This is a genomic window from Bradyrhizobium sp. B120, assembly GCF_049075665.1.
In the GTDB taxonomy this organism is placed as follows: domain Bacteria; phylum Pseudomonadota; class Alphaproteobacteria; order Rhizobiales; family Xanthobacteraceae; genus Bradyrhizobium.
Genome location: NZ_CP185242.1, coordinates 8,596,128 through 8,615,461, shown reverse-complemented (window position 1 = coordinate 8,615,461; position 19,334 = coordinate 8,596,128). Strand labels below are relative to the sequence as shown.

At 64.4% G+C, this 19,334-nt stretch carries 12 protein-coding genes; 1 reads left to right on the top strand and 11 read right to left on the bottom strand.

Going from position 1 to position 19,334, the window contains the following annotated elements:
• Nucleotides 1-3: 3 nt before the first annotated feature.
• The 6 genes from ACOIX3_RS39965 to ACOIX3_RS39940 all read right to left on the bottom strand — a co-directional run bounded on the left by ACOIX3_RS39965 (nucleotide 4) and on the right by ACOIX3_RS39940 (nucleotide 7,653).
• Nucleotides 4-951 (bottom strand): ABC transporter permease, encoded by a 948-nt coding sequence (locus ACOIX3_RS39965; protein ID WP_420967473.1) that lies wholly within the window; start codon nucleotides 949-951, stop codon nucleotides 4-6.
• A gap of 83 nt (nucleotides 952-1,034) precedes the next feature.
• Nucleotides 1,035-2,630, bottom strand: a complete 1,596-nt coding sequence (locus ACOIX3_RS39960; RefSeq protein ID WP_420967472.1) for an ABC transporter substrate-binding protein — start codon at nucleotides 2,628-2,630, stop codon at nucleotides 1,035-1,037.
• Nucleotides 2,631-3,069: 439 nt separating this feature from the next.
• Entirely contained in the window at nucleotides 3,070-3,957 is an 888-nt protein-coding gene (locus ACOIX3_RS39955) for a TauD/TfdA dioxygenase family protein (RefSeq protein ID WP_420967471.1), read from the bottom strand.
• Nucleotides 3,958-4,036: 79 nt separating this feature from the next.
• Nucleotides 4,037-4,735, bottom strand: a complete 699-nt coding sequence (locus ACOIX3_RS39950) for a DUF2270 domain-containing protein (protein WP_420967470.1) — start codon at nucleotides 4,733-4,735, stop codon at nucleotides 4,037-4,039.
• 122 nt (nucleotides 4,736-4,857) lie between these two features.
• Complete coding sequence (locus ACOIX3_RS39945; protein ID WP_420967469.1) at nucleotides 4,858-6,408, bottom strand: AMP-binding protein; 1,551 nt, start codon at nucleotides 6,406-6,408, stop codon at nucleotides 4,858-4,860.
• 90 nt (nucleotides 6,409-6,498) lie between these two features.
• Nucleotides 6,499-7,653: an iron-containing alcohol dehydrogenase gene (locus tag ACOIX3_RS39940; protein ID WP_420967468.1), complete on the bottom strand. Its 1,155-nt coding sequence runs from the start codon at nucleotides 7,651-7,653 to the stop codon at nucleotides 6,499-6,501.
• Nucleotides 7,654-8,150: 497 nt separating this feature from the next.
• On the opposite strand from ACOIX3_RS39940, the gene ACOIX3_RS39935 reads away from it, so the two are divergent.
• Nucleotides 8,151-8,453: a DUF6916 family protein gene (locus tag ACOIX3_RS39935; protein WP_420967467.1), complete on the top strand. Its 303-nt coding sequence runs from the start codon at nucleotides 8,151-8,153 to the stop codon at nucleotides 8,451-8,453.
• On the opposite strand, the gene ACOIX3_RS39930 is transcribed toward ACOIX3_RS39935, so the two are convergent.
• From ACOIX3_RS39930 to ACOIX3_RS39910, 5 genes are all read right to left on the bottom strand, one after another.
• Nucleotides 8,435-8,992, bottom strand: a complete 558-nt coding sequence (locus ACOIX3_RS39930) for a GNAT family N-acetyltransferase (RefSeq protein WP_420967466.1) — start codon at nucleotides 8,990-8,992, stop codon at nucleotides 8,435-8,437. The genes ACOIX3_RS39935 and ACOIX3_RS39930 overlap by 19 nt on opposite strands.
• Before the next feature lie 7 nt (nucleotides 8,993-8,999).
• Nucleotides 9,000-9,530 carry a phage tail protein gene (locus ACOIX3_RS39925; protein ID WP_420967465.1) on the bottom strand — a complete coding sequence of 177 codons (531 nt, stop codon included), beginning with the start codon at nucleotides 9,528-9,530 and terminating at the stop codon, nucleotides 9,000-9,002.
• 12 nt (nucleotides 9,531-9,542) lie between these two features.
• Entirely contained in the window at nucleotides 9,543-10,061 is a 519-nt protein-coding gene (locus ACOIX3_RS39920; RefSeq protein ID WP_420967464.1) for a phage tail protein, read from the bottom strand.
• Nucleotides 10,062-10,073: 12 nt separating this feature from the next.
• Nucleotides 10,074-10,712 (bottom strand): phage tail protein, encoded by a 639-nt coding sequence (locus tag ACOIX3_RS39915; protein ID WP_420967463.1) that lies wholly within the window; start codon nucleotides 10,710-10,712, stop codon nucleotides 10,074-10,076.
• Between the two features lie 195 nt (nucleotides 10,713-10,907).
• Nucleotides 10,908-18,938, bottom strand: coding sequence for a cadherin domain-containing protein (locus tag ACOIX3_RS39910; RefSeq protein ID WP_420967462.1), 8,031 nt, complete (start codon nucleotides 18,936-18,938; stop codon nucleotides 10,908-10,910).
• Between the last annotated feature and the right edge of the window lie 396 nt (nucleotides 18,939-19,334).

The following is a 19,334-nucleotide window of genomic DNA, read 5'->3' as shown; positions in this document are numbered from 1 at the left end:
GGGTTAGTCCCCAAACCGGATGCGCGGATCGATCGCCGCATAGAGCATGTCGACGATGAAATTCACGACCACGACGACGACCGCGATGAACATCACGAGGTTCTGCACGATCGGGTAGTCGCGCCAGCGCAGCGCCTCCACCAGGAAGCGGGCGATGCCGGGGATGTTGAACACGGTTTCGGTGACGATAAGCCCGCCGATCAGGAACGCGGCCTCGATGCCGATCACGGTGATGACCGGCAGCACGGCATTTTTGAGCGCGTGGTGATAGTTCACCGAGGCCTCGGAGGCGCCCTTGGCGCGCGCGGTGCGGATGTAGTCCTGGCGCAGGATCTCCAGCATCGAGGAGCGGGTGATGCGCATGGTCAGCGCCGCGCTGCGGAAGCCAACCGCCATCGCCGGCACCGCATAGATGGTCAGCGCCTCGAGCCAGGTCTTCGGGTTCGGATTGAAGATCGGCATGGTGCCGAACAGCGAGACCGAGGCCATCAGGATCAAGAGGCCGAGCCAGAATGACGGCAGCGACAGACCGCTGAGGCTGACGACGCGCAGCGCATAATCGAGCTTCGAACCCTGGTGCACGGCGCTGATGACGCCGAGAGGAATGCCGATCGAGGCGGAGAACAATAGCGCCAGCCCCGCGAGCCGTGCGGTGATCGGAATCCGCGGCAGGATCTCCTCGAGCGCCGGCTTCTCCGAGACATACGAATAGCCGAGATCGCCGTGCAGCAGGCCGCCGATCCAGTGCAGATACTGGATCGCGATCGGCTGGCTCAGGCCGAGCTCGCGCTCGAGATTGGCCTTGTCGGCGGGGTCGACGAAGCCTGCGGCGTCGAACAGGATATCGACGATATTGCCCGGAACGACGCGCAGCAGCACGAAGATGATGACCGAGATCCCGAACAGGGTCACGAGCATCAGGAACAGCCGCCGCACGATATAGGCAAACACCCTGGCTCTCTCCCTGATCCCGAATCTTCTTTGACGCGTCTTCTTGACGCGCGCCGGTGTCCACTTCGCTCGAAAACGCTTCGCTACTTGTCCAGCCAGACGTCCTCGTAGCGATAGCCGTTATAGGAGCTGTTGGACATGATCGTGACATTCTTCACGTAAGGCTTCCAGCAGGTGCCGGTCCGGGCATGGAAGATGATCGGACGCGCGACGTCTTCCTGCAGCTTCTTGTCGATCTCCCAGACCAGCTTCTTGCGCTTGTCGAGGTTGGTCTCCTCGGACTGCTGGTCGAAAAGCTTCTCGATGTCCTTGTTGCAATAATTGGTGTAGTTGCGCTCCGAGCCGCAGGCATAGTTCTCGTAGAAGGACTGATCGGGCTCGTCGACGGCGTTGCCGGTGAGGTTGAGGCCGAGCGAATAGTCCTTGCGTGCGACCTTCGGGAACCATTGCGCGGTGTCGACGACGTCGAGCTCTGCGTCGATGTAGATGCTCTTGATCTGGTCGATCAGGATGATTGCGGGGTCGCGGTAGACCGCGATGTTGCGGGTCGACACCTTGATCTGCAGGTGCTTGTCCGGGCCATAACCCGCCTTCTGCATCAGCTTGCGGGCTTCCTCGCGGTTCTTCTCGATGTCGGGACCGTAGCCGGGAATCTGCTCCAGCATCTCCTTCGGCATCGCCCACAGGCCGTCGGGTGCCGGCTCCATGGTGCCGCCGATGTCGCCCTGGCCCTCGAACATGATCTGGATGAACGCCTTGCGGTCGAGCGCCAGCGCCAGTGCGCGACGGATGTCGAGATTGTCGAACGGTGGTCCGCTCGAATTGATGATGATGTTGGTGGAGACGTTGTTCGGTTCCACCACGCAGACCGCCTTGGGGTCCTGCGACTTGACGTCCTTGAGCAGCGGGATCGAGACCTCGGTCGGGAACGTCATGTCGAACTTGCCCGACACGAAGCCGAGGACCGCCGTCGAGCGGTTGGTGATAATGGTGAACTCGATGCCGTCGAGATAGGGCAGGCCCTTCTTGAAGTAATCGGGGTTCTTGGTGAGCTTGATCGATTCGTTGGCCTTGAACTCGACGAACTTGAACGGGCCGGTACCGATGGGCTTGGTGCGCATCTCCGCCGGCGACACGTGGCAGGGATAGACCGGCGAATAGCCCGAGGCGAGCAGCGACAACAGCGCCGGCTGCGGCCGCTTCAGCTTGAACGATGCCTCATAGTCGCCGTTGGTCGTGACCTCGTCGACCTGATCGTACCAGGACTTGCGCGGGTTCTGTCGGAACTTCTGCTGCGACTTGCCCATCAGCATGTCGAAGGTGCATTTGACGTCAGCGGCGGTGAACGGCTTGCCGTCATGCCATTTCACGTCCTTGCGCAGCTTGAAGGTCAGCGTCTTGTTGTCGCCGCTCCAGGCCCAGCTCTCCGCAAGCTCGGGCCGGATCGTGCTCGCGCTGTTCTGCGCGATGTGCTGGTCGAAGATGACGAGGTTGTTGAAGATCGGCATGAACGGAATGTTCACCGAATAGGTCGCGCCCTCGTGGATCGAGGCGCTGCCGGGGCTGTCGCGGTGATAGATCCTGAAGATGCCGCCGGATTTCGGCTCGGCTGCGCGTGAAACGTCGCTGATGGTCAGCACAGACAACACCGCGACGGCCAGCGCTTGCACGCTCCGCATGGTCCCCTCCACGAATTTCGGTCTCAATGGCCGATTGGCATCGACGATACCACGGTGAGGCTGTCGGGCAACCAGCGAGGGCCGTGCGGGGATTGGCAATTCGGATGACGTGGCAGCATTAGGAATTCTACGGACCGGGAATAATGACCGTGATTGTACGGAACTCAGTCTGTTTTGCTATGCGTGGACTATTCTCCGTTCGAATTCGATTGCTATTGCCGATGTGCGCGGCGTGAAGCGATTCGCTATCAGCGACAGTTTGTCGCCGATTCTGCTCGCCACGCAGCGTCGAAGTCCGTCCCGTCATCCTGAGGTGCGAGCCTTGCGGCGCAATTGCGCCGCTGGGCGAGCCTCGAAGGATGCACGGCCCGATCGGTGGCCGTGCATCCTTCGAGACGCGCTTCGCGCTCCTCAGGATGACGGGGAAGCAGCATTCGCATCACTCCGCCGCCTGCGTCGAGGGCGGCTGCATGTTCGCGACGCCATCAGCCTCGGTTGCCGAGATCGTGGTGCGGATCATCAGGCGGCCCTCATGCGCCGGCCAGGGACGGCCGCGATGCATGGTGGCGCGGTTGTCCCACATCACGACGTCACCCTGCTTCCACTGATGCAGATAGCTGACGCCGGGCGCGGTGGCGGCTTCGGTCAATTGCTCGATCAGCGTCTTGCCGGCATCGGCATCCATACCCTCGATGCCATAGGCGTGGGAGGCCAGATACAGCGCGCCGCGACCGTTGACGGGATTGCGCCAGACCATGCGCCAGCATACCGGCGGCAGTGCATCGACCTCCTCAGTCGTTGCAAGCCCGGTTGCCACCTTGCTGCGCGAATGCGCGTAGGAGTGCCAGGCGAACGAGTTCTCCAGCCGCTTGGCCACATCCTTGTCGAGCCGCTCGAAGGCCAGGCGCATCGAGACATACTCGGTCTCGCCGCCATGTTCGGGGATGATGCGCGCGGACAGGATCGAGGTCAGCGCCGGCACGCGCTTGAAGGAGGAGTCGGTGTGCCAGAGCTGGTTGGCCTTGGCGCGCAGCTGCTGCCGGTGGTCAGACGGAACCACCTTGCCGTCCGGTCCGAAGGTCGAGAGGATCACGAAATGCGAGCCGGTGCCCATCGAGCCGACCTTGGTCGTCTCGGGCGGACCGAAGCGGCGCGAGAAGGCGAGCTGGATGTCGTCGCTGACCTCCTGGCCGCGGAACACCAGCACCGAGTGTTCCTCGAACGCCGCGCGCACCGCCGCATAGGCGGCATCGCTGGCGGCAACATCCGAAAGCGTGACGCCGCGCAGTTCGGCTCCGAATCCCTCGCGCAGTGGGATCACTTCCATCGGCAAATCCTCCCTGACTTTTCTTGTTGAGGCGAGGTTAGGGGAAAAGCCCGCCAGCGGCAACGCGGCTCACGCCGCCTCACCCCATCGCGATCAGATTATGCCGCGTCCGCCGGTCGGCGGCCTCCATGCGATGCGTGACGAAGGCGAACAGCGCCCAGCTGGAATGGAAGGCAACGCCGGCCAGAACCACGATGGCTCCGGGAATCGGGCCGATCGCGGCGCGGTCCCAGATCTCGCTGATCGTGGTCAGCGGTAGGGGGTGGATCGCCAGCTTGCCGTAATAGGCGATGGCCTGGATCGCGAAGATCCAGCCATAGGTCCGGCGCAGCCGCCGGCCGATCGCCCGGGCAAGGCTGATGTGATAGCTCGGGTGGCGGTAGTCGTTGGCGAGCAGCTCGGTCCAGGCCGAGCCCGGCGAGGGACCTTCGCCGCGGATCATCGGCGCGTAGAAATCGGTTTCGAGCAACCGCGCCCGGGCGCGCCAGACGTTGAAGTAGCGATAGCGCCGCGCCTCGAACAGCAGGAACACCGTGACCAGCAACCCGACCAGCACCATCGGCAAAGGCGAGGCCTCCGCGCTGCTGTAGGTCGCCGACAGCGCGATCCCGGTCGTGACCACCGCCCAGTTGGTGGAGCTGTCGAGGCGGGTGCGCCAGACCGTGCTGCGGTAGACCTCGCCACGATAGAGATGGGCGAGCGCACCGATCTCGGCGGCAGTGAATTCGGGCCTTCCGGCCTGTCCCGGCTCCGGCTCGTGCGGCTGGGGCGACGGCATGGCGGCCTCCGGCGAAGCTGGCTTGCGATCCTGGAGCATAGCGCGAAATCCGCGCGAGGAGCGAGTCCGTTACGCCGCCGGGCGTCCCCGGCTGTGACGGCCCGGCTCGCCGCATCACCTGTTCAGACGATCCGCGAGGTCTTGTTGCCCCAATAGCGATCGCGCAGCAGGCGCTTGTAGAGTTTTCCGGTCGGCAGCCGCGGCAGCTCGGCTTCGAAATCGACCGAGCGCGGCACCTTCTGGCGCGACAGCGAGCTTGCGCAGAACGCGATCAGCTCCTCGGCGAGATCAGGCCCCGGCGCGATGCCGTCGACCGGCTGCACCACCGCTTTCACCTCCTCGCCGAGATCGACATTGGGCACGCCGAACACCGCGGCGTCGGCGACCTTGGGATGGGTGATCAGGAGGTTCTCGCATTCCTGCGGGTAGATGTTCACGCCGCCGGAGATGATCATGAAGGTGGCGCGGTCGGTCAGATAGAGGAAGTTGTCGTCGTCGACATAGCCGACGTCGCCGACCGTGCTCATGCTGCCGTCCGCCGAGCGCGCCTCGCTGGTCTTGGCCGGATCGTTGAAATATTCGAACGGCGTCGCGGTCTTGAACCACACCGTGCCCGGCGTGCCCTTCGGGCAGGGCTGCATGTTCTCGTCGAGGATATGCAGGTCGCCGAGCAGCACCTTGCCGACGGTGCCGCGATGCGCGAGCCATTCCTCGCTGTTGCAGGCGGTAAAGCCGAGGCCCTCGGTCGCGCCGTAATATTCGTGGATGATCGGGCCCCACCATTTGATCATGTCGTCCTTGACCAGCGCGGGGCAGGGCGCCGCGGCATGGATCGCGATCTCGAGCGTCGACAGATCGTAGCGGCTGCGAACTTCCTCGGGCAGCTTCAGCAGGCGCGAGAACATCGTCGGCACCAGCTGGCTGTGGGTGATGCCCCATTTTTCGACGAGCTGGAGATAGCGCTCGGGATCGAAGCTCTCCATGATGACGACGGTGCCGCCCATCCGGATGGTGAGATTGACCGCGGCCTGCGGCGCCGAGTGATAGAGCGGTGCCGGCGACAGATAGACCATGCCCTCGCGGTAGTGCCAGAGCTTGGTCAGGAAATCGAACAGCGGCAGGTTTTGCGACGGCGGCTGCTCGGGCAGCGGCCGCACGATGCCCTTCGGCCGGCCGGTCGTGCCGGACGAATAAAGCATCGCGGTGCCGGCATATTCGTCCGCAATCGGTGTCGTCGGCAGCCCCGCGGTCGCCTGCAGCAAGCCGACGATGCGATCGCTCTCACTGTCGCCGTCGACCACGATGCAGAGCTCGACCTGCGGGCACTCCTTCAGCGCCTCGCGCGCGATGTCGAGCTTCAGCTTCGAGGTGATCAGGATCCGCGACTGGCTGTTGGTCAGGATGTAGGCGAGTTCACTGGGCGTGAGGTAGGAATTGACGCAGGTGAAGTAGAGGCCGGAACGCTCACCGGCGCCGCAGGCCTCGAGGTAGCGGTTGTTGTTCTCCATGAAGATCGAGTAATGATCGAGCCGCTTCATGCCGCGGTTGCGGAACAGATGCGCGAGACGGTTGTTGCGTGCCTCGAGCTCGCGATAGGTGACGATCTCGCCGGTCCCGGCCATGATGAAGGCCGGTTGCAGCGGGCGCAGGTAAGCATGCTTGCCGGTGTACATCGAAGCTCAGATCTCCCCTCAGTGTTAATTTGCTTCCTGTTTGAGCATGATCTTGTCGGAAAACCGCTTCGCACTTTTCCGGATCATGCTCTAAGCGGCCATCACCAGAATCTCGCGGACCTGGGATGGACCGTCGATCTTGCGCGGGTTGCGCGGCACCCAGGGCGTGCGCATCGCACCCGCCGCGATGCGGTCGAAATGTTCGGGTCCGACGTGGACCTCCTGCAAACTGCGCGGCATGCCGAGGTCGCGGATGAAGCGGTCGAGCACGTCGCCGGCGTCCGCGCCCGGATGTCCCATCGCGGCCGCGACCAGGGCCTGCCGGTCGGCGTTGTCGCGTTTGTTCCAGTGCATCACCGCCGGCAGCATTACGCATGAGGTGTAGCCGTGCGGCACGTCGAACTCGGCGCCGAGCACGTAGCCGATGCCGTGGCTCGCGCCCATCGGCACGCCGGAGGCGAGCGGGCCGGTCGAGAGCCAGGTGCCGATCTGGCAATCCATCCGCGCCGAAATGTCCTTCGGATCGGCCTTCACCCGCGGCAGGCCGGTCGCCAGCATCTCCAGCCCCTTCAGCGCCTGCGCATCGCCGTAAGGATGCGCCTCACGCGAGCAGATGCCCTCGACGCAATGATCGACCGCGCGGATGCCGGTCGACAGGAACAGCCAGTCCGGCGTGTGCACCGACAGGTCCGGATCGAGGATGGTGGCGCGCGGCATCACCAGCGGATGGCGCAGCATCTCCTTCTGCCGCTTGGCCTCGTTGGTGACGCCCGCGATCGACGAGAACTCGCCGCCGGCGATCGTGGTCGGCACGCTGATCTGGCGCACGGTTGGAGGGTTCATCTCGGGCGAGACGCCGCCACGGGTGCGGATCGCGTCGATGCCGTCGGATGTCATGACGTTGTTGGCGAGGCAGAGCTGCACCGCTTTGGCGCCGTCGGTGATCGAACCGCCGCCGATGGTGACGATCAGATCGGCCTTCGCATCACGCGCCTGTTGCGCCGCCGCGATGACCGCGGCGCGCGGCGTGTGCGCCGGCATCTGGTCGAAGGTGCCGACACAACGGGGGCCGAGCTTCTCGCGGATCTTTTCAATCTCGTCGGTTTCGCGGTTCAGCGTCCCCGACACCATCAGGAAGGCGCGCTGGGCGCCAAGCCGGTCCAGTTGCTCGACGATGGCCTCACGGGCGGGCCGCCCGAACACGACCTCGTCCATGGCGCCGAATACAACACGGCCTCGATGCACGCGGCTGTCCTCCTTCAAGATGGCCCGCCTTGCCGGCGGGGCTTTGCGGGGAGGTTAGCGGAGGAAATCGGGGCCGTCATCAGGGGTCTGGGTTGCACGTTCAGCGGCTCCGCGTTCACCGTCGTCGTCCCGGCGAAGGCCGGGACCCATAACCACAGGGTCGTGTCGTTGAAGTGGGCTGTGGCCCCAGCGCTGGCCAAACAACTTTCATTGGTGGTTATGGGTCCCGGGTCGCGCGGAGCCTGTCATCGGGCGGCGCTTTGCGCCGACCCGTTGGCTTGCCCGGGACGAGATGGAGTATGTTGCGCGGCTTATGTCATACATCCGCATCCTCGCGGCGCGATGCGCCCGAGTCTTGCGTTTACTTACCCTCCTCTTGAGCAGAGGGCGCAGCGAAAGCCGGGTGCACTTTGGTTCAGACCGCGGGATGACCGGCAGAAATCTTGACGGCAACACCGCGGCGTGTGTTACATCTCGACGGCAACAGGGACGTGCGCATGTCATCCACCGTCGATCTGGCAAAACTGCATATCGATGACTTCACGCCGCATCAGGGCGCGGAGTTCGAGATGCAGACGGCGGAAGGCGTCGTGCCGCTGAAGCTCGCCAAGGTCGAGCCCGTGGGCGACAGCGGCCGGCCGGGCGGTGCATTCTCGCTGCTGTTCACGACGCCGAAGGGAGCATGGTTGCCGCAGGCGATCTATCCGGTGCGGCATCCAGCGCTGGGCGTGATCGAGATCTTCATAGTGCCGATCGGTCCGCTCGGAGGCGGCAACGGCTATCAGGCAATCTTTACCTGACGATCGGGAGCGCCCGTCGCCCGCCAGCGCATCAGATCGTAGACGCCCTTGTCTTCCTCGGTGACGAAGCCGAGCCGGCGGTAGAGCCGCATCGCGGGATTGAGTTTTTCGACATGGATCGAGACGTCCTTGCCGGCGGCCGCTGCCTCATCCATCGCATCGCGCAATAGCGCCTCGCCATATCCCTTGCCGCGATGCTCGGGAAGGAAGGCAATGTCGATGATGCGGTGCTGGCTCGGCCAGCGCTCGAGATAGAACCGGCCGATGTCCTCATCCCTGCGCGCGATCATCAGCCAGTCGGCGTTCGGATAGTAGTGCTGGTAGTGCGCGTGTTGGGCACGGAATTGCTGATCGAGAAAGGCGGCCTTGTCCGCGTCGCTCCACGGCACCGGTGCCAGCTCCTCGGCGCGCGTCGCCGCATAGAGCCGGCCGAGGAACGGCAGATCGGCCTCCGTGAGGCGGCGAAAGCCGCAGCCGGCTTGCGTCGCACGCGCCCAGCCGAACGTGCACGCGCCGGGTGAGAGAACGTCGAGTGTCAAAACGACCTCAGCTCCGCGGCGGGTACACGCCCCGCAGCGCAATGCAGAAATTGAGCGTCAGATAAGGCATCAGATTGTTGTGCGGCAGGCCGGAGCCCGTCAGTCCGATCATGTTGGGGCTCATCTGCACCAACGTGGGCGTCGGAGTGCCGGCGACATAGGCCGCGCCGTTGAGTGATCGCGCGATGCCCCGGTTCGATGCCGGTGCTGCCTGGTCGGCCTGCAGGTTGATCGCCATCATGTCGTGGGGGTGCGAGGCGAGTTCCGATTGCAGCAGAGTTACCGTGTCGGAGCCACCGTTCTCGCCGAGGTCGTACAGCGAGAGGCCGGGTCCCTGTCCTGGCGCCAGTGGCGCGTTGCCCTGCATGTTCGGAAGCGCGAAGTTCGACGTGCCGTTGCCGCCATAGGTGGTGCCGAGCAGCGAGAACAGCGCCGTGTTCTGCGAGAGCGGGACAAGCTGACCGTTGCAGAAAGCCCAGCCGTTGGGGGCGAAGTTGAACGGAAAGATGCGGATCTCGGCGACGAAGGGGTCAGCCATGGTGTCGCGCTCCTAGCTCTGGCTCGGGAAGATGCCGAACAGCGAAATAATGAAACCGATGCACAGAAAGGGCTGGATGTTGCTGTGCGGCAGGCTGCCGCCGGTCGGTCCGATCACCACCGGGCTCAGCGGCGTGGTCGGCGTTTGCTCCTTGTAGAGCAGCAGCGCACCGCTCATCTGGTCGAGCACGTTGCCTTGCGGGTTCGAGCTCGTGCCGGTGTTCTGCGATGCCAGCATCGTATGGGTATGTGCCGGAATCGTCTGCGTCGTGAGGGTGACTTGCTCGACGCCGCCGATTTCGCCAATCGTGAACGCGGTGCCCGCATTGGTGCCCATATGCACCGGCAGCCGGCCGCGGAGGTCTGGCAGCCCAAAGGTCGATTGGCCGTCGCCGCCATAGGTGGTGCCGATCAGGTTGAACAGCGCGTCATTTTCGGAAATCGCCACCAGCCTGCCATCGCAGAACTGCCATCCGGCCGGCGCGAAATTGCCGGCGAACATCTTGATTTCGCCGATAAAGGGTTGCGGCATGAGAGGTCTCCGTCAATTCGGCGAAGGGAAGATGCCCTGCAGCGCGATGCAGAAATTGATCGTCAGGAACGGTTGCATGTTTTGATGCGCCTGGCTGCCGCCGACCGTGGAAATGCTGCCCGGCGCGAGCGCGGTCAGCGCCGCGGGCGCGGCGTAGGCGTTGTTCAAGGCGCCGAGAACGTTGTTGGCCGGCACCAGAAGTGCGCCATTGGTGTTGGTGGCGTTCGCGACGTGGGTGTGCTGCGGCATTTCGTTGATCGACAGCGTGTGCGCCTGCTCGCCGCCGAGTTCACCGAGCACATGGCCGTTGCCGACATGCATCGGGGTGCGGCCCTGCAGATTGGGCAGGGCGAAGTTGGTCTGCCCGTTGCCGCCATAGACGGTGCCGAGCAATGAAAACAGCGGTTGGTTCTGATTGAGCGGAAGCAACTGGCCGTTGCAGAACGCCCAGCCCTTGGGCGCAAAGTTAAAGGTCATCATGCGGATTTCGGAAAGAAACGGATCGGCCATGAGTCCCTCCGCGAATACGTCGTAAGATTTGTGAAAAATACAAGACAATGACGCAGCGTCATCAACATGTGCACGATAGCGTGTTTTCCACCGAGTGCAACCTAAACGATTGTGCCGAGCCGATAATTTTTCTTCAATCATCGGTTGAGCATGGCGTCCGCAAGCCGCGAACCGCGATCGCTGACTGCGGAACTCGCGTCATGAAACAGAGCTGCGCGCGTGCTCTGTGCACGACGATCGGAGTTCTCCGCTCCGGGCAATTCGGATTCGATCGTCCTGAACAAACAACGCCTGCCGGAATGATCCGGCAGGCGTTGTGGTTGATACGGTGCCCGGTCAGACGATCAGGTCGTGATGCACCTGGGTGTGTACGTGATTGTCGGTCGGCATGCCGCCCATTGCAGCGAACGCTGCCTCGTGGCCGGTCCACCACGGGGCTGCCGTATTGGAAAGGCCGCTGAACAGATCGGACAGGTTCTGGGTGTCCGCATGGCTTGCGCCGGTCGGGGTCGGCGGCGGCGACTGGGTGAACGACGAGAAGTTGAAGCTGTCACGGGTGGCCAGATTGACCTGCGATGACGCAGTGCCCTGCGTGGGCATGACGTGCGGCGCAGCCGTGTTGGCATCAGCGGCACTCGGCAGCCGGCGCTCGCCATCGGCCAGGTTGATGTACATCAGGTCGCCGGAGTGGCTCGGCGTCGTGTCGTCCGCCAGGCCGACGACGTGACCGAGTTCATGCGCCACCGCGGTCAGAAGGTCGAGATGTCCGGCTGCCGCACTGGTCGGGTCAGCGAACAGGTCGGTCGCGGTCGCGGCATGGGCAAACTCGAAATTGTCTGATGGTGTCGGGTCGACGAACCAGCCGTGTCCGGCGGCGCCGGCATCGATCGTGATGTGGCCGTTCGATTCCGCGCTGATGACATTGCCGCCGAGACTGGCGACGCTGAACGTGACCGCCTTCATGGTGGCGAGCTGGCTTGCCGTCGCACCGGCCGTGGCCCATTGCGCGATCGCCGCGGAGATGACGGAATTCAGCTCCGTCTGGGTGAGGTTGGTTTCGCCCGCCGTCGGCGAGGCCGCTTCGACGCCGCCCGAGACGGCGACCATGAACTGGGCGCCGCCGAAATAGCCGCCACCTGCGGCATGGGTGGGATCACCGATGGCCTGTGTGCCGACCGCCCCGTTTCCGGTGTTGGTCACGGTGTTGTTGCCCGCCAGGTAGTTCGCCACCGCGGTGAAGTCATAGGGCGAACCTGCATAGTTGGGACTGCCGATCAAGCCGGTTTTCGAAACGCCCTCCTGCTCGAGGAAGACGCCGGCAACCAGGCCGAGGCCCGTGTTGCCGCCGAGATCGACGCTGTTCTTCAACGCGCCGGCGCCGCCGATCGTGGCGTTCAGCAGGTTGTTGTCGCCGCCGGCTCCGGTCGCCGATCCGTTCTGCACATCGATGCCGGCAAATCCGTTCGTCGAATCGAGCGTATCGATCGTGTTGCCCTGGATCACCGCGGTCATCGCCCCGCCGGCGCCGTTATGGTTCAGGGTAAAGATGCCGCCGACGACACCGGAGATATGATTGTTGGTGATGGTCGTGCTCGACGTGCCCGCGCCATCCTGGAAGACGTTGATGCCGATGCCCTGAGTAGAGCCGCTGCCGGCCACGCCTTGCGTGCCGATCGTATTGCCGTCGATCGTGCCGGTGAAGTGCGCGTCGGTGCCGGTGCCCTTGGTGACTGCGAGCGCGGCGCCGAGAGCGCCCTTGATGATGTTGTTCGCGATGTCGTAGGTCAGCGTGATATTGTTGGTTGGGCCGCCGCCGCCGATCGTGATGCCGCCGCCGCCGCTGACGATGTTCTGGTTGGTGTTGCTGAAATTGTCGCCCGACATGACCAGGTCCGACGACACCGTGCCGAGCAGATTGAGCTGGAACATGTCGCCGCGCGCGGACGTGACGGTCGAATTCTGGATCGTGGCGTTGAACGTGCCGCCGGTGGCCTCGAAGCCGATCGCGTCATTGGACGCATTTCCGGCCGCAGAATTGGTCGCGAAAGTCGAGCCGGTCAAGGTAATGCGGTTTAGCGTCTGGCCGCCGTCGTTGAACACATGCAGGGCATCAAAGGCTGCGCCGGTGAGGGTCGAATTCGTGATCGACGCGGTGCCGGACAGGCCGGTGAAGTAGACGTCGCCCTCGCCGATGCCGCCGACGCTGGTGCCGTTGGTGCCGGTCACCGTGGTGTTGCCGAGGGCAAAGCCGGTGACGTTGGTGCCGACGATGCCGTAGTTCTGGAAGTCGTGCATCGTCACAAAGGAAATCTGCACATCCTTGGTGTTGTTCAGATAGACGCCGCTGCCCTGCGTGGTGCTGCCGTCGACGCCGGTCTTGCTGGCGATGGTGCCGCCGCTGCCCGCGGTCGAGCCGTCGCCGGTGACGTGCAGGCCGCCATTGCCGGCGGCGGTGCCGGTATTCGACAGGATGATGCCGTTGCCGGAGCCGCCGCTCGAGGTGATGCTCTTGAAGGTGAGGTTGTTAGAGCCGATCTGGGTGTTCTCGACATCGAGCGCGGTGCCGATGCCCGATGTGATGGAGTTGGCGGTGCCGGTCAGCGTGATGGTGCCGCCATGGGTGAAGCTCATGCCGGTGCCGCTGGCGGTCTTGACCGTGATGTCGGACATCGTGACGGTGCCGACATTGTTGCCGTCGTCGCTGATGCCGATGCCGGTCGAGGCCGAGGTGTCGATGCTGACGCCGGTGATGGTGTGACCCGTGGTGCCGAGCAGGTCGATGCCGTTGTCGGCGCCGGTGACATGGATGACCGGATCGGTGCCGGAGCCGACATTCGCGGTGACCAGCTGGTTGGTCACCGGATTGGTGAACGTCAGGGTATGGCTGCCGCCGATCAGGTTGACGCCGTTGGCGAGATTGATGCCGTTGGCTTCGCTGTAGGTGCCGGTGCCGTGCTCGAGCACGACATAGTCGCCGGAGCCGGCCGGATTCGCCGCGTTGAAGGCGGCGATCGAGGTGTAGGGATCGTGTTGGGTACCGAGGTTGAGGCTGGTGCCTGTCGTCGAGTTGTCGATGTAGAACACCTGCGGCACGACGCCGACATGGAAGGTCTGCGGGCCGGAGGCCTGCGCGCCGGGTGTGCCGGTGTGGCCGTTGTCGTTGACGTTCAGCGTGACGGTATCCGAGCCGGTGAAGCCGTCGTCGCTGTTGTAGGTCAGCGTCGCCAGCGCGGTGTTGACCTGCGCGATGGTGCCGGTGAGCGTGACGGTGTGGCTGGCGTTGTTGGTGAAGCTCGCGAGCCCCGTGGTGTCGAAGCTCAGGGCTGCGTGGTTTGAGGCGATCGTCGCCGTGACGTTGCCACTGCCGGCGTCGACGTCGGCGACCGACAGGCCGGAGATCGCGAGATTGGTGTGCGAGAAGGCGGTGCCGATCGAATTGTCCGCCGGCACCGTCGCGGTGGGCGCATCGTTGACCGCGGTCACGCTTCCAGTCGTCGATGCCGTTCCAGTGTTGTTGCCGCCGTTCGTGGTGCCGCCGTCATCATGCACGGTCAGGGTATAGGAGCGCGCGGTGGTGTCGGGGTTCTCGCTGGTGTTGTTGAACTGGATCAGGTCGAGCGCCGCATTGTAGTGCGCCAGCGTGTCGGTGCCCGTGAAGCTGATCGTTTCGGTGCCGGCGGTGCTGGTGATGTCGAAGTGGATGCCGCCGATGTCGCCGCTCGTGCCGGCGTGACCCGCGATCGAGAGCGCGTCCGACGGCTCCAGATTGTTCAGAACGAAGGTCGCATCGGTCAGGTTGTTGCCTTCGGCGTCAGTGATCGTCAGGTTCGGCGTGATCGTCACCGGCGTCGAGTTCGCCGCCGGCGTGCCGTTCGGCGGTTCGGTAAATCCGGCGATGGCGCCGAAGCTGATCACCGGCGCATCGTTGACCGGCGTGACATGGATGGTCGAGGTCGAGGTGTTGCTGTCCAGCGAGCCGTCATTGACCTTGAAGCTGACGGTGCGATCCGCCCCGGACGGGTTGTCGCTGCTATTGAAATAGGTGATGGAGTCGAGCGCGGCCTTGTAGTTCGCGACGCTGGAGGAGCCGGTCAACGTCAACACGCCGGTCAGAGCGTTGTACGAACCGACGATGCCGTTCTGGGGGTTGAAGCCCAGCACGTCCTGGCCCGCGGCGAAGCCGCCGGTAATCGCGATTGTGGCGCCGGCCATGTTGGCGCTGTCGACGTCGGACACGTTGACCGACGTGTCGATCGCGGTCGCGGCCTGGTTTTCGATGTAGTTCAGCGTGCCGCCGGCCGACGTGACCGGCGGATCGTTGACCGGCGTGACGTTGATGGTGTCGGTGACCGCCGTGGAGTTCGCGGCGCCGTCATTGGCTGTGATCGTGACGGTGCGCGCCAGGCCCGACGGGTTGTCGCTGGTGTTGAAATAGGTCACCGAGGCCAGCGCGGCCTGGTAGTTGGCGACCGTGTCGGTGCCGGTCAATGTCAGCTTGCCGGTCGCGGCATCGAACGTGCCGGTGATGTTGCCGATGGTGGTGAAGCCCAGCACATCCTGGCCGTTGGCATAGTTGCCGGTGATCTGCACCGTCGCGCCGGCCAGCGTGGTGTTGTCGACGTCGGTGACCGTGATCGCCGGATCGAATGCCGTCGCGACCTGATTCTCGGTGTAGTTCAGCGTGTGACCGGCGGTGACGACGGGCGGGTCGTTGACCGGGGTGACGTTGATGGTGTCGGTGACCGGCGTGCTGTCGAGCGTGCCGTCATTGGCGGTGATCGTGACGGTGCGCGCCAACCCGGACGGATTGTCGCTGGTGTTGAAATAGGTCACCGACGCCAGCGCGGCCTGGTAGTTGGCGACGCTGGACGTGCCGGTCAGCGTCAGCGTTCCGGTTGCGGTGTCGAACGAGCTTGTGATGCCGTTCTGAGTAATGAAGCCGAGAACGTCCTCGCCGCTCACATAGTGGTCGGTGATCTGCACCGTCGCGTGGTCGAGCGTGGCGTTGTCGGAATCGGTGACGGTGATCGCCGAATCGATCGCGGTCGCGACCTGGTTTTCGGTGTAGTTCAGGGTGTGGCCGGCGGTGACGACCGGGGCTGCGTCGATGACGACGGCGATGGTGAAGGTCTGCTGGCTGTGCAGCGTGCCGTCGGAGGAGTCGATCGTGACGTCGTAAGACGGGCTAGCAGGGTTGAAGACGATCTTGGTGGGATCGGCGACCGTGACCTTGCCGGTGGTCGCGTTGATGGTGAAGGCGCCGCCGGAGGTGTCGCCGACCAGCGAATAGGTCACGGCCGGGCCGTTGACGTCGGTCGAGGATGCGGTGACGCCGGTTCCGGAACCGACCGGTGCGCCGACCGCGACGCGGTTGATGGCGCCGTCGCTGTCGACCGGGGTCGATGGCGCGACGTCCGTGACAGCGATGGTGAAGGTCTGCGAGCTCGCGAGCGTACCGTCGCTCGCCTGGGCGGTGACGGTGTAGGCGTGCCCGGCCGCGCTTTCATAGTCGATCTTGGTCGGGTCGGCGACGGTGATGACACCCGTTGTCGCGTTGATGGTGAAGCCGCCGCCGGAGGTGTCGCCGATCAGCGAATAGGTCACGGCTGGGCCGTTGACGTCGGTCGACGACGCGGTGATGCCGACGGTCGAACCGGCGGCGGCGCCTTCGGTGATCGTATTGGGGGTGACGTCGGCATCGACCGGGGTCGACGGCGGGGCATCGGCGACGGCGATGGTGAAGGTCTGCGAGCTCGTGAGCGTGCCGTCGCTGGCTTGCGCGGTCACCGTGTAAGAATGGGTCGGGCCGCTGCTCTCGTAGTCGATCTTGGTGGGATCGGCGACGGTGATGACACCCGTTGCCGCGTTGATGGTGAAGCCGCCGCCGGAGGTGTCGCCGACCAGCGAATAGGTCACGGCCGGGCCATTGACGTCGGTCGATGACGCGGTGACGCCAACCGTGCTGCCGGCGGCGGCGCCTTCGACGACGCTGTTGGCGGCGGCATTGCTGTCGATCGGAATCGACGGCGCAGCGTCGCTGACTGCGATGGTGAAGGTCTGCGAACTCGCCAGCGTACCGTCGCTCGCCTGTGCGGTGATGGTGTAGCTGTGACCCGCGCCGCTGGTTTCGTAATCGATCTTGGTGGGATCGGCGACGGTGACGACGCCGGTTGCGGCGTTGATGGTGAAGCCGCCACCCGAGGTGTCGCCGACCAGCGAATAGGTCACAGCCGGGCCGTTGACGTCGATCGCCGACGCGGTGATGCCGACCGTGCTGCCCGCGGCGGCGCCTTCGACGACGCTGTTGGCGGTGAGGTCGCTGTCGACCGGGGTCGATGGCGCGACGTCCGTGACGCCGATGGTGAAGCTCTGCGTGCTGGTGCCGCCCTGGCCGTCGCTGGCCTGCGCGGTGACGGTGTAGGCGTGGCCGGGCGCGCTCTCGTAATCGATCTTGGTGCCGTCGGCGACGGTGACGACACCCGTCGTCGCGTCGATGGTGAAGCCGCCGCCGGAGGTGTCGCCGACCAGCGAATAGGTGACCGGCGGGCCGTTGACGTCGATCGACGACGCCGTGACGCCGACCGTCGAGCCGTTGGCCGCGCCTTCGGCGATCGCATTGGGGGTGGCGTCGGCGTCGATCGGGGCCGACGGCGGGGCATTGGTGACGCCGATGGTGAAGCTCTGCGAACTCGCCAGCGTGCCGTCGCTGGCGGTCGCCGTTACGGTATAGGCGTGGCCGGGCGCGCTTTCATAGTTGATCTTGGTCGGGTCGGCGACGGTGATGATGCCGGTTGTCGGATCGATCGCGAAGGCGCCGCCGGAGGTATCGCCGGTCAGCGAATAGGTCACGGCCGGGCCATTGATGTCGACCGCATGCGCGGTGATGCCGACCGCGGTGCCGGCGGTTGCGCCTTCGACCACGGTGTTGGTTGCGGCATCGCTGTCGATCGGGGTCGACGGCGCAACGTCAGTGACGTTGATGGTGAAATTCTGCGTGCTGGTCAGCGTGCCGTCGCTGGCCTGCGCGGTGATGGTGTAGGCGTGGCCGGGAGCGGTCTCGAAATCGATCTTGGTCGGATCGGCGACGGTGACGATGCCGGTCGCAGCGTCGATGGTGAAGCCATGCGCATCGCCGACCAGCGAATAGGTCACGGCGCCGCCGTTAATGTCGGTGGCGTGCGCGGTGATGCCGATGAGGGTGCCGATCGCGGCGCCTTCGACCACCGAATTGACCGTGCCGTCGATATCAGTGGGTGCCGACGGCGGCGCGTCGGTGACACCGATGGTGAAGGTCTGGGTCGCCGAGGTCGCACCGGCGGTCGCGTGCACGGTGATGGTGTAGGCGTGGCCGGGCGCGCTCTCGTAGTCGAGCTTGGTCGGATCGGCGACGGTGACGACGCCGGTATTGGGATCGATCTTGAAGCCGCCGCCGGAGGTGTCGCCGGTCAGCGAGTAGGTGCTTGCGGGACCGTTCGGATCGACTGCGGACGCCGTGATGCCGACCAGCGTATTGACGGCGGCGCCTTCGACGACGCTGTTGGCGGCGGGATTGGTGTCGACCGGCGTAGAGACCGGAACGTCGTTGACGTTGATCGTGAAGCTCTGCGAGCTGACGCCGCCATGGCCGTCGCTGGCCTGCACGGTGATGGTGTAGGCGTGGCCCGGCGCGGTCTCGAAGTCGAGTTTGGCGGAATCGGCGACGGTGACGACGCCGGTGTTGGGATCGATCTTGAAGCCGCCGCCGGACGTATCGCCGGTCAGCGAATAGGTGACGCCGGGGCCGTTGACATCGGCCGACGATGCCGTGATGCCGACCAGGGTATTGACGGCGGCGCCCTCGTTGACGGCGTTGGCGGCGGCGTTGCTGTCGACCGGTGTCGATGGCGGCGCGTTGCTGACCGCGATCACGAAGCTCTGCGACGAGGCGAAGATGCCGTCGGTTGCCTGCACATTGACGACGTAGCTGCCGCCGGAGCTCTCGAAGTCGACCTTGGTGGGATCGGCGACCGAGATCACGCCGGTGTTCGGATCGACCTTGAAGCCGCCATGGGAGGAATCTGACGTCAGCGAATAGGTGACCGGAAGGCCGATCAGGCTGCTCGACTGCGCGGTGATGCCGACCGAGGTGTTGGCTGCCGCGCCTTCAACGACCGTGTTGGCGCTGGAATTGGCATCGGTCGGCGGTGCCAGGAAGCCCTGGACCGGCGGCCAGAGCGTGCCGGGAGGGCAGCCGAGGTAGAGATATTGCAGACCATACGTGTCGACGAACGCCTGCGCGGCCGGATCGAGAATGATATGTCCGGTCGGATCGAGGTGAAGTTCGGGGCGAGTTAAACCACCGATTGAATAAGCAGGTATGGTCGTCATGAGCACTCCTGCGATCGGCGTGGAAGCCGATCAATATTTACAATTGTTGGGGACGATGACGTGTGAAGCCGTTCACACGTTGAAGTTGATCGGCCGCGACCGGCGATGGCGCCAGGCCGCCTGCAATTCGGGAAAGCCGCGATCTGCGCGCAGCCGAGGCATCAGCAAGGTCAAATGCGCTTGCCATTTACGTAGTCGCTTTCACACACTCGCGCCGCGACAAAACACAATGAATGTTCGAGAAAAATGCGGCCGGCCAAGAATATTCATGCTTTGGCAACCATGACCGTATTGGCGATACTACCGGGTGTCAATGTGTGTCCGGATGACAACCGCGACGTTAACGACGATTCCGTCGTGCAGCGGGAGGTAGAGTATGGGAGCCTGGCTGGTCGT

Bases quoted from the DNA above. Each gene is read 5' to 3' on its own strand.
- ACOIX3_RS39950 (WP_420967470.1), bottom strand. From the start codon at position 4,735: ATGCCGTCGCCCCAGCCGCACGAGCCGGAGCCGGGACAGGCCGGAAGG.
- ACOIX3_RS39955 (WP_420967471.1), bottom strand. From the start codon at position 3,957: ATGGAAGTGATCCCACTGCGCGAGGGATTCGGAGCCGAACTGCGCGGC.
- ACOIX3_RS39915 (WP_420967463.1), bottom strand. From the start codon at position 10,712: ATGATTGAAGAAAAATTATCGGCTCGGCACAATCGTTTAGGTTGCACT.
- ACOIX3_RS39960 (WP_420967472.1), bottom strand. From the start codon at position 2,630: ATGCGGAGCGTGCAAGCGCTGGCCGTCGCGGTGTTGTCTGTGCTGACC.
- ACOIX3_RS39925 (WP_420967465.1), bottom strand. From the start codon at position 9,530: ATGGCTGACCCCTTCGTCGCCGAGATCCGCATCTTTCCGTTCAACTTC.
- ACOIX3_RS39920 (WP_420967464.1), bottom strand. From the start codon at position 10,061: ATGCCGCAACCCTTTATCGGCGAAATCAAGATGTTCGCCGGCAATTTC.
- ACOIX3_RS39945 (WP_420967469.1), bottom strand. From the start codon at position 6,408: ATGTACACCGGCAAGCATGCTTACCTGCGCCCGCTGCAACCGGCCTTC.
- ACOIX3_RS39935 (WP_420967467.1), top strand. From the start codon at position 8,151: ATGTCATCCACCGTCGATCTGGCAAAACTGCATATCGATGACTTCACG.
- ACOIX3_RS39910 (WP_420967462.1), bottom strand. From the start codon at position 18,938: ATGACGACCATACCTGCTTATTCAATCGGTGGTTTAACTCGCCCCGAA.